The following is a 10480-nucleotide window of genomic DNA, read 5'->3' on the forward strand; positions in this document are numbered from 1 at the left end:
CCCATATACTCCTGATACATTCCATCAATCGGCCTGGCGACGCAGGAAAGCCGGAATATCCAGGTAATCGAGATCGTCCTGGGTATTGAGCTTGGCTGCAGTGGCCGCGCCGCTGTGGCTCTGACGCTGTACGGTCGGACGCTCGTAGTCCTTGTAGTTGACCGACTGCTCGCTGCGCGGCTGCGCGGCAGGCTGCTGGGCAACTGGCTGGCTGACGGCGACCTGAACGGTGTTGTCGACCACCTTGACCGGTTTCTCCATGCGCGCGCCGAGACCGGTGGCGACGACAGTCACGTGCAGCTCGTCGCGCATGTCGGCGTCGATCACGGTGCCGACCTTGACGGTCGCGTGCTCGGAGGCGAACTGCTCGATGATGTTACCCACGTCGGAGTACTCACCCAGGGACAGGTCAGGACCGGCAGTGATGTTCACCAGGATGCCACGGGCGCCCTGCAGGTTGACGTCTTCGAGCAGCGGGTTGCGGATGGCCGCCTCGGTGGCTTCACGTGCACGGTTCGGACCGCTGGCGCAGCCAGTGCCCATCATCGCCATACCCATTTCGCTCATCACGGTTTTCACGTCGGCGAAGTCGACGTTGATCATGCCCGGACGCTTGATGATGTCGGAGATACCGCGCACGGCACCGGCCAGCACGTCGTCAGCCTTGGCGAAGGCGGACAGCAGGCTGGCGTCCTTGCCGAGGATGGTCAGCAGTTTTTCGTTGGGAATGGTGATCAGCGAGTCGACACTCTCGGACAGCGCGCGGATACCCTCATCGGCGATGACCATGCGCTTCTTGCCTTCGAACGGGAACGGGCGAGTGACCACGGCCACGGTCAGGATGCCCAGCTCCTTGGCCACTTCGGCGATGACCGGTGCGGCACCGGTACCGGTACCACCGCCCATGCCGGTGGTGATGAACACCATGTCAGTGCCGGCCAGCACTTCAGCGATGCGCTCGCGATCTTCCAGCGCGGCCTGACGACCGACTTCCGGATTGGCGCCAGCGCCCAGGCCCTTGGTCACGCCTGGGCCGAGCTGCAGCACGGTACGTGCGCCGATGTTCTTCAGCGCCTGCGCATCGGTGTTGGCGCAGATGAACTCGACGCCTTCAATGTTGCTGACCGCCATGTGATTGACTGCGTTGCCGCCGCCACCACCGACACCGATTACTTTGATGACCGCGCTTTGCGGAATGTTATCTACTAGTTCGAACATGATCCCTCTCCTTCCTTTCTAGTTGTAACGCCTACTGCAAATTTAGAAATTGCCTTGCACCCAACGCTTGATGCGTTCGAGTACCGGGGTTTTGCTCTCGTCCTGGTAAGGACTGCCCACCGACATGGAAATGCCGTCGTTCTGCTTCTGCAGCCCGTACAACAGCAAGCCCACACCGGTGGAATAAATCGGGTTGCGCACGACGTCAGCCATGCCCTTGACGCTATGCGGCACGCCGAGACGTACCGGCATATGGAAGATTTCCTCGGCCAGCTCGACCGCACCTTCCATCTTCGCCGTACCGCCGGTCATGACGATGCCGGCAGGAATCAGGTCTTCGTAGCCACTGCGGCGCAGTTCGGCCTGCACCAGAGTGAACAACTCGTCGTAACGCGGCTCGACCACTTCGGCCAGCGACTGGCGCGACAGGTCGCGCGGCGGGCGATCACCGACGCTCGGTACCTTGATGGTTTCGCCGGCACCGGCCAGCTTGGCCAGGGCACAGGCGTAGCGGATCTTGATTTCCTCGGCGTACTGGGTCGGCGTGCGCAGGGCCATGGCGATGTCGTTGGTAACCTGGTCACCGGCAATCGGGATCACCGCGGTGTGACGAATCGCACCCTCGGTGAAGATGGCGATATCGGTGGTGCCACCGCCGATGTCCACCAGGCACACGCCCAATTCCTTCTCGTCTTCGGTCAGCACCGAGTACGCGGATGCAAGCTGCTCGAGGATGATGTCGTCGACTTCCAGACCGCAGCGGCGAACGCATTTTTCGATGTTCTGCGCGGCGTTCACCGCGCAGGTGACCACGTGCACCTTGGCCTCCAGGCGCACGCCAGACATGCCCAGCGGCTCGCGTACACCTTCCTGGTTGTCGATCACGTAATCCTGCGCCAGGGTGTGCAGCACCCGTTGATCCGCCGGAATGGCCACAGCCTGCGCGGCATCGAGCACGCGCTCGATATCGGCCGGGCTCACTTCGCGGTCACGAATGGCGACGATGCCATGGCTGTTCAGGCTGCGGATGTGATTGCCGGCCACGCCGACGAACGCCGAGTGGATACGGCAACCGGCCATCAGCTGCGCCTCTTCCACGGCGCGCTGAATCGACGCCACGGTCGACTCGATATTGACCACCACGCCCTTCTTCAGCCCGCGCGACGGATGGGTGCCGATGCCGACGATTTCCAGCTGGCCGTCGGCCGTCACCTCGCCCACCAGCGCCACCACCTTGGAGGTGCCGATGTCCAGGCCAACGATCATCTTGCCGCTCTGCGCGCTACTCATTTCATCCTGCCTCTTCTCAATTCACTTTCTGCTCGGCCGCAGCCGGCTCCACCGGCTCACGCCAGCCCACGGCCAGGCCGTTGGCATAACGCAGGTCGATGCGCGCGATATTCGCGCTCTGTTCTTTCAGTTCCCGCTCGTAGATCGCGGCGAAGCGACGCATTTTTTCCACCACGTGATCACGCCCCAGCAGGATGTCGATGCGCTGGCCGCTGGCATTCTCGGTCGCCGAGAGGAACCAGCTGCCGCGCTCACGCAACTCCAAGCCGACCACGGTAAAACCCATCGGCCGCAGCAACTGGCTGAGCATCTGGTATTGCTGCATCACCTTGGGCTGCGCACGCTTGGGACCGGACAGCTGCGGCAGATGCTGGTAGTTGTCGACCTCCTGCGGCGCAAAGGCCTGACCCTGGTTGTTGAGCAGAGCCTCGTCACCCCAACGGGCGATGGGCAGCTGTTCTTCCAGGCTCACGTCGATCTGGTCCGGCCAGACGCGACGCACTTCGGCGTGAGCGATCCAGGGCATGCGCTCCAGCTCTTCGCGCATGCCGCGCAGATCGACGCTGAAGAAACTCGCCTCGATAAATGGGGCGATCCGCCGCTGCACCGCCTGCTGACTGACGTAAGCCAGATCCCCCTGCACGCTGATGCGCGCAATCGGGCGATCGGCGTAAGGCAACAGACGCTGCGCGCCTTCGTAGGCGGCAAAGCCCAGACCGACCAGCAGCAGCGGCCAGAGCAAGCGACCGACCCAAGAGAAATCCGCCTTGGGCAGGCGCAGGCGCATCGGCTCCTTGGCCACCAGACGGCTGGCGCCACGCGGCGCGGGCTTGCCGCGTTGCGGAGCCCTCAGCGAGTCCTGATGACGAAGCGCGATGCTCATCGCTTAACCCCTCGCCTCGACGCTGTCAGCCAGGATCGCCAGCACCAGTTGCTGGAAATCCAGACCGGCAGCACGCGCGGCCATCGGTACCAGGCTGTGATCGGTCATGCCCGGTACGGTGTTCACTTCCAGCAACCAGAACTGGCCGCTGGCATCCTGCATCACATCGGCGCGCGCCCAACCCTGGGTGCCCACGGCCTCGCAGGCGCGTGCAGTCAGGGTCTTCAGCTCGGCTTCCTTGTCAGCAGACAGGCCGCAGGGAATGCGGTACTGGGTGTCATCGGCCAGGTACTTGGCGTCGTAGTCGTAAAAGGTGTGCGGGGTGCCGAGCCCAATGGGCGGCAGCACTTCGCCACGCAGCACGGCGATGGTGTATTCGGGGCCGGCGATCCACTGCTCGACCAGCACCTGGCTGTCGTAGCGTGCGGCGTCCTGCCAGGCAGCGATCAGCGCCTCGACGTTTTCCACCTTGGCCATGCCGATGCTGGAGCCTTCATGGGCCGGTTTGACGATCAGCGGGAAGCCCAGCTCGGTGGCAGCTGCCTGGCAGTCGGCCTGCGAAGTCAGCACGGCGTGACGCGGCGTCGGCAGGCCGAGGCTGTGCCAGACCTGCTTGGTGCGCAGCTTGTCCATGGCCAGTGCAGAGGCGAGGATGCCGCTGCCGGTGTAGGGAATGCCGGCGCATTCGAGCAGGCCCTGCATGGAGCCATCCTCGCCACCGCGCCCGTGCAGCACGATAAAGGCGCGGTCGATCTTCTCGCTGTTCAAACGGGCCAGGAAATCGTCGCCGACGTCGATGCCGAAGGCGTCAACACCCGCAGCCTGCAGGGCGCCGAGCACGGCGTTGCCGGACTTCAGCGACACTTCGCGCTCGGCACTCTTGCCGCCGAACAGCACGACGACGCGACCGAAGGTCTTGGGATCGAGGGTACTGTGCAAACTCATTTCGACTCCCCCACGAACAGCGGGTGCTTGATCAGTTGCGGCGCCACCGAGCCGATATCGCCCGCGCCCTGGCACAGCAGAATGTCGCCGGCACGCAGCAGCGGCCGCAGCAGCGGCGCCAGGTCGACACCCCGTTCGACATAGATCGGATCGAGCTGGCCGCGTTGACGGATGCTGTGGCACAGCTGACGGCTGTCGGCACCCGGAATCGGTTCTTCACCGGCCGGGTAGACCTCCACCAGCAGCAGCACATTGGCCTCACCGAGCACCTGCACGAAGTCGTCGTACAGATCACGGGTGCGGCTGTAGCGGTGCGGCTGGTAGACCATCACCAGACGACGCTCCGGCCAGCCACCGCGCACGGCCTTGACCACGGCGGCGACTTCACGCGGATGATGACCGTAGTCGTCGACCAGCATCACGCTGCCACCGTCCACCGGCAGCTCGCCATACACCTGGAAGCGCCGGCCAACGCCCTGGAAGCCCGACAGGCCGGCTACGATGGCAGCGTCATCGATGCCTTCGTCGGTGGCGATGGCGATGGTCGCCAGCGCGTTGAGTACGTTGTGATTGCCCGGCATGTTCACCGACACATCCAGCGGCTCGCAGTCAGGGCGCAGCACGGTGAAATGGGTACGCATGCCTTCCTGACGAACGTTGATCGCACGCACGTCGGCGTCTTCGGCAAAACCGTAGGTCATGGTAGGCCGGCCTACCTGCGGCAGCAGCTCGCGCACCACCGGGTCGTCCACGCAGAGCACGGCCAGGCCGTAGAAAGGCAGGTTGTGCAGGAATTCGACGAAGGTCTTCTTCAGCTTGTTGAAGTCGCCGCCGTAGGTGCTCATATGGTCGGCGTCGATATTGGTGACCACCGAAACCATCGGCTGCAGATGCAGGAAGCTGGCGTCACTCTCGTCGGCTTCGGCAATCAGGAAGCGGCTGGAGCCAAGCTGGGCATTGGTGCCGGCGGCATTCAGACGACCGCCGATGACGAAGGTCGGATCGAGACCGCCGGCGGCGAATACCGAGGCCAGCAGGCTGGTGGTGGTGGTCTTGCCGTGAGTACCGGCCACGGCGATGCCGTGGCGGTAGCGCATCAGCTCGGCGAGCATCTCGGCGCGCGGCACCACCGGAATACGGCGTTCCAGTGCGGTGGCGACTTCCGGGTTGCTGGTGTTGACCGCACTGGAGACCACCAGCACGTCGGCATTCTCGGCATTCTCGGCCGCGTGGCCGATGAAGATCTGCGCGCCGAAGCTCTTCAGGCGCTCGGTCACGGCCGAGGCCTTGAGGTCGGAGCCGGAGACTTCGTAACCCAGGTTCAGCAGTACCTCGGCGATACCGCACATGCCCACACCGCCGATACCGACGAAGTGGATACGGCGGATACGGCGCATGCGCCGCACTTCAGCCTTGACCGCAGCAGGAGACTTAGCCACGCACCACCTCCTGGCAGATGTCGACCACCGTGCGGGTTGCATCGGGCTTGGCCAGGCGACGCGCGGTGGCGCCCATGACATTGAGTTTTTCCAGGTGCATCAGAACCTCGGTGAGCTGCGCGGCAAGCGTGTCCGCGTCAGTGGCATGTTGCGTAAGAAGGACAGCTGCGCCCTCCTTCGCCAGATATTCGGCATTGCGGCTCTGGTGGTCGTCGATCGCGTGCGGCAACGGCACGAGAAACGATGGCAGACCCGCTGCGGCCAGTTCGCTGACAGTCAGCGCGCCAGCGCGGCAAACCACCAGATCGGCCCAGCCATAAGCGCGCGCCATGTCCTTGATGAAGGGCGCGACCTCGGCTTCGACCGCGACATCGCGATAACGCTCCGCAGTGATTTCGGCATGCTGCTTACCGGCCTGATGAAACACTTGCGGACGTATGTCAGCGGGAATTTTCCCCAGTGCGGCCGGAAGCAATTTGTTCAGCGGCTCGGCTCCCAGGCTGCCGCCCAGCACCAGCAATTTCGGCTTGCGGCCAACCAGCGGTTCGCGCGGCGTTTCCAGGAACAACTCCTCACGCACCGGGTTACCGGTAGTGCGCCGCTTGTCGGACGCGGCGAAGGTGTTCGGGAAGGCCTCGCAGATGCGCGCGGCGATACGCGACAACAGGCGATTGGCGGTGCCGGCGACGGCGTTCTGCTCATGGATCACCAGCGGCACACCCGCCAGGTGAGCAGCCAGCCCGCCCGGACCAGTGACGTAACCGCCCATGCCGAGCACACAGACCGGCTGCAGCTCACGCACGATGCGCCGTGCCTGCAGCAGCGAACGCAGCAGCTGGAACGGCGCCTTGAGCAGCGACAGCTTGCTCTTGCCGCGCAGACCGCTGACGTTGATCAGGTGCAGAGGCAAGCCGGCTTGCGGCACCAGCTCGTTCTCGATACCACGCGGCGTCCCCAGCCAGTGCACGCTGTAACCGCGCGCCTGGAATTCGCGCGCGCAGGCCAGCGCCGGGAACACGTGCCCGCCAGTGCCGCCCGCCATGATCAGGACGTTACCGCGCATGGGCGACCTCCTGGCTCGGCTCGACGAAGTCGTCTTCGCTGAACTCGATGTCCTCGTTGCCCAAGACGTTGCGCTGCTCCCACTCGATACGCAGCAGCACTGCCAGACTGACGCAGCAGATCACCAGCGACGAACCGCCATAGCTGAGGAACGGCAAGGTCAGGCCCTTGGTCGGCAGCAGGCCGGTGTTCACGCCGATATTGATCAAGAACTGGCCAATCCACAGGAACGACAGCCCGTACGCCACGTAGGCGGAGAAGTACTGCTTGGCCTTCTCGGCCCACAAACCGATGTACAGGCCGCGCACGCAGACGAACACGAACAGCGCCAGGGTCGCCAGCGAGCCGACCAGCCCCAGCTCCTCGGCCAATACCGAGAAGACGAAGTCGGTGTGCGCCTCGGGCAGGTAGAACTGCTTCTGGATGCTGTTGCCCAGGCCAACACCGAACCATTCGCCACGGCCGAAGGCGATCAACGCCTGGGTCAACTGGTAGCCGGAACCGTACTGGTCGGCCCAGGGGTCGGTGAAGGTGATCAGACGCTGCAGGCGATACTCCTGGGTCTGCACCAGCACGAACACCGCACCGACTGCCAGCGCCACCATCAGGCCGAAACGCAGCATGCCAACGCCACCGAGGAACAGCATGGCCATGGCCGAGCCCATCATCACCACGGTGGCACCGAAGTCCGGCTCCAGCAGCAGCAGGCCGGCCATTGGCAGCAACACCACGAACGGTTTGAAGAAGCCCATCCAGCTCTCGCGCACTTCCTCCTGGCGACGCACCAGGTAGCCAGCCAGATAAACCACCACGAAGACCTTGGCGATCTCCGATGGCTGTACGTTGAAGGCGCCGAAGCCGATCCAGCGTCGCGCACCGTTGACCTCGCGGCCAATACCGGGAATCAGCACCAGCACCAGCAAGCCGATGGCCGCCAGCAACAGGATCCAGCCGTAGCGCTGCCAGAAGCTCATCGGAATCATCAGCACCACGCCGGCTGCGCCCAGACCGATGACCAAGTAAATCAGATGGCGGATCATGTGATACAGCGGGTTGCCGGACAGCGCCGCAGCCACTTCCGACGACGCCGAGGTGATCATCACCAGCCCCAGACCAAGCAGGCCCAGGCAGCCAGCGAGCATCGGGAAGTCGAGATCCAGGCCGCGACCGAACAACGGCGAGGGGCGAACGCGCAAGAAGGCCAGCATCAGTTCAGCCCTCCCACAGCCTGGGCGAACAGGCGCCCGCGCTCTTCGAAGTTCTTGAACATGTCGAGACTGGCGCACGCTGGCGACAACAGGACGGCATCACCGCTCTCGGCCAGTTCGCTGCAACGCTGCACGGCTTCATCGAGCGTTGCCACCCGCACCAGCGGCGTGGCATCGCCCAGAGCCTCGGCCAGGCGCTCGGCATCTCGACCGAGCAGCACCACGGCGCGGCAGAATCGTGCGACCGGAGCCTTAAGTGCAGAGAAGTCGGCACCCTTGCCATCGCCGCCGGCGATCAGCACCAGCTTGCCGGCGATATCCGCGCCGAGGCCTTCGATGGCGGCCAGCGCGGCACCGACGTTGGTGGCCTTGGAATCATCGTAATAGTTCACGCCGGCGCGCTCGCCGACCCACTGGCAGCGATGCGGCAAACCGGTGAACTGACGCAGGGTGGCGAGCATGGCCTCCATCGGCAGGCCGACGGCGTGACCGAGCGCCAGCGCCGCCAGAGCGTTGGACTGGTTGTGCGCACCGCGAATCTTCAGCTCGCTCACCGGCAGCAATGCCTCGAAGCGAAACGCCAGGGACTTCTCAGCGTTCTCGTCGAGCAGGCCGAAGCGCTTGAAATCAGGTTTGCCCAGGCCGAACTCCCAGCTGGTCACCTGGTCGGCGATCAGCGGACGCGACAGTGCGTCATCACGGTTGATCACCACCTGACGGGCACCGCGGAAGATCCGGTGCTTGGCCAGATGATAGGCCGGCAGGCCGCTGTAGCGGTCCATGTGGTCTTCGCTGATGTTCAGGCAGGTGGCCACTTCAGCGTTGAGCTGGTCAGTGGTTTCCAGCTGGAAGCTGGACAGTTCCAACACGTACAGCTCGACATCGTCGGCCAACAGATCCAGCGCCGGGGTACCGAGGTTGCCACCGACGGCGACGCGCTTGCCGGCCGCAGCAGCCATCTCGCCCACCAGGGTGGTGACGGTGCTCTTGGCGTTGGAGCCGGTAATGGCAATGATCGGCGCCTTGGCATGGCGCGCGAACAGGTCGATATCACCGGACAGCTTCACCCCGCGCGCAGCGGCTTCAGCCAGCGCCGGCGTGGCCACGGCCAGGCCAGGGCTCACGTGCAGCTCCGAGGCGCGACAGAGGAAATCCACGTCCAGCTCGCCGCAGCGTACTTCCACCTGCGGGTACTCGCGCGCCAGCGTTTCCAGCTCCGGCGGGTTCGCGCGCGTATCGGCCACGGCAAAGCGCACGCCCTGGCGCGCCAGAAAGCGCACCAGGGACATGCCGCTCTTGCCGAGGCCGACAACGATGCGGAACTGGTCGGAAGCGATCAACGACACGCGCAATTACCTCAGTTTCAGGGTGGCAAGGCCGATCAACACGAGAATCACGGTGATGATCCAGAAACGGACGATCACGCGCGGCTCGGGCCAGCCCTTGAGTTCGAAGTGGTGGTGGATCGGCGCCATGCGGAACACGCGCTTGCCGGTCAGCTTGAAGCTGGCGACCTGGATGATCACCGACAGGGTTTCCATGACGAAGACGCCGCCCATGATGAACAGCACGATTTCCTGACGGACGATCACGGCGATGGTGCCCAGCGCGGCGCCCAGCGCCAGCGCGCCGACATCCCCCATGAATACCTGCGCCGGATAGGTGTTGAACCAGAGAAAGCCCAGACCGGCACCGACCAGCGCGGCGCAGAACACGATCAGCTCACCGGCGCCCGGCACGTAGGGGATCAGCAGGTACTCGGCGAAATTCACGTTGCCCGACAGGTAGCAGAAGATGCCCAGCGCGCCCCCGACCATCACGGTCGGCAGAATGGCCAGACCGTCGAGGCCGTCGGTGAGGTTGACCGCGTTGCTCGAGCCGACGATGACGAAGTAGGTCAGCACCACGAAGCCGATGCCCAGCGGGATGCTCACGTCCTTGAGCAACGGCAGGATCAGGGTGGTCTCCACCGGGCTTTGCGCAGTCATATAAAGGAAGAAGGCGGCGCCCAGACCGAATACCGACTGCCAGAAGTACTTCCAGCGGCTCGGCAGACCACGCGAGTTCTTCTCGATCACCTTGCGGTAGTCATCGACCCAGCCGATGGCGCCGAATGCCAGGGTCACGGCCAGCACCACCCAGACGTAACGATTGGACAGGTCGGCCCAGAGCAGGGTGCTGACGGCGATGGCGGTGAGAATCAGCGCACCGCCCATGGTCGGCGTGCCTTTCTTCGACAGGTGCGACTGCGGACCATCGTTGCGCACGGACTGGCCGATCTGACGTATCTGCAGGGTGCGGATCATCCACGGCCCGAGCCACAGCGACAGCGCCAGGGCGGTGAGCACGCCGAGGATGCCGCGCAGGGTCAGGTACTGAAAGACCGCGAAGCCCTTGTGGAACTGTTGCAGGTACTCCGCCAGCAGCAGCAGCAT

General features: G+C 64.3%; 9 protein-coding genes. All 9 read right to left on the reverse strand.

Annotated elements, in window-relative coordinates:
- Positions 1 to 24: 24 nt before the first annotated feature.
- Genes ftsZ through mraY form a run of 9 tightly spaced genes read right to left on the reverse strand, consistent with a single transcriptional unit; the run spans position 25 to position 10480 of the window.
- On the reverse strand, positions 25 to 1218 hold the full coding sequence (gene ftsZ, locus ACN8M7_RS01230; RefSeq protein ID WP_061240623.1) for a cell division protein FtsZ: 1194 nt from the start codon (positions 1216 to 1218) through the stop codon (positions 25 to 27).
- A 42-nt stretch (positions 1219 to 1260) separates the two neighbouring features.
- Complete coding sequence (ftsA, locus tag ACN8M7_RS01235; protein ID WP_017361319.1) at positions 1261 to 2508, reverse strand: cell division protein FtsA; 1248 nt, start codon at positions 2506 to 2508, stop codon at positions 1261 to 1263.
- Between the two features lie 16 nt (positions 2509 to 2524).
- Entirely contained in the window at positions 2525 to 3391 is an 867-nt protein-coding gene (locus ACN8M7_RS01240; RefSeq protein ID WP_061240622.1) for a cell division protein FtsQ/DivIB, read from the reverse strand.
- Positions 3392 to 3394: 3 nt separating this feature from the next.
- Positions 3395 to 4336 carry a D-alanine--D-alanine ligase gene (locus ACN8M7_RS01245; RefSeq protein WP_490259508.1) on the reverse strand — a complete coding sequence of 314 codons (942 nt, stop codon included), beginning with the start codon at positions 4334 to 4336 and terminating at the stop codon, positions 3395 to 3397.
- Positions 4333 to 5733, reverse strand: coding sequence for a UDP-N-acetylmuramate--L-alanine ligase (murC, locus tag ACN8M7_RS01250; protein ID WP_490259815.1), 1401 nt, complete (start codon positions 5731 to 5733; stop codon positions 4333 to 4335). Before murC ends, ACN8M7_RS01245 begins: the two co-directional genes overlap by 4 nt.
- Positions 5734 to 5767: 34 nt before the next feature.
- Positions 5768 to 6838: an undecaprenyldiphospho-muramoylpentapeptide beta-N-acetylglucosaminyltransferase gene (gene murG / locus ACN8M7_RS01255; RefSeq protein ID WP_490259509.1), complete on the reverse strand. Its 1071-nt coding sequence runs from the start codon at positions 6836 to 6838 to the stop codon at positions 5768 to 5770.
- On the reverse strand, positions 6828 to 8045 hold the full coding sequence (gene ftsW / locus ACN8M7_RS01260) for a putative lipid II flippase FtsW (protein WP_061240618.1): 1218 nt from the start codon (positions 8043 to 8045) through the stop codon (positions 6828 to 6830). Before ftsW ends, murG begins: the two co-directional genes overlap by 11 nt.
- The gene (murD, locus tag ACN8M7_RS01265) at positions 8045 to 9391 is read right to left on the reverse strand and encodes a UDP-N-acetylmuramoyl-L-alanine--D-glutamate ligase (protein ID WP_197432197.1); all 1347 of its coding nucleotides are present in this window, start codon (positions 9389 to 9391) and stop codon (positions 8045 to 8047) included. The genes ftsW and murD overlap by 1 nt, the downstream gene beginning before the upstream one ends.
- Before the next feature lie 6 nt (positions 9392 to 9397).
- Complete coding sequence (gene mraY, locus ACN8M7_RS01270; protein ID WP_061240616.1) at positions 9398 to 10480, reverse strand: phospho-N-acetylmuramoyl-pentapeptide-transferase; 1083 nt, start codon at positions 10478 to 10480, stop codon at positions 9398 to 9400.

Origin of the sequence: Pseudomonas spartinae, assembly GCF_965197125.1 — a bacterium.
In the GTDB taxonomy this organism is placed as follows: Bacteria; Pseudomonadota; Gammaproteobacteria; order Pseudomonadales; family Pseudomonadaceae; genus Aquipseudomonas; species Aquipseudomonas composti_A.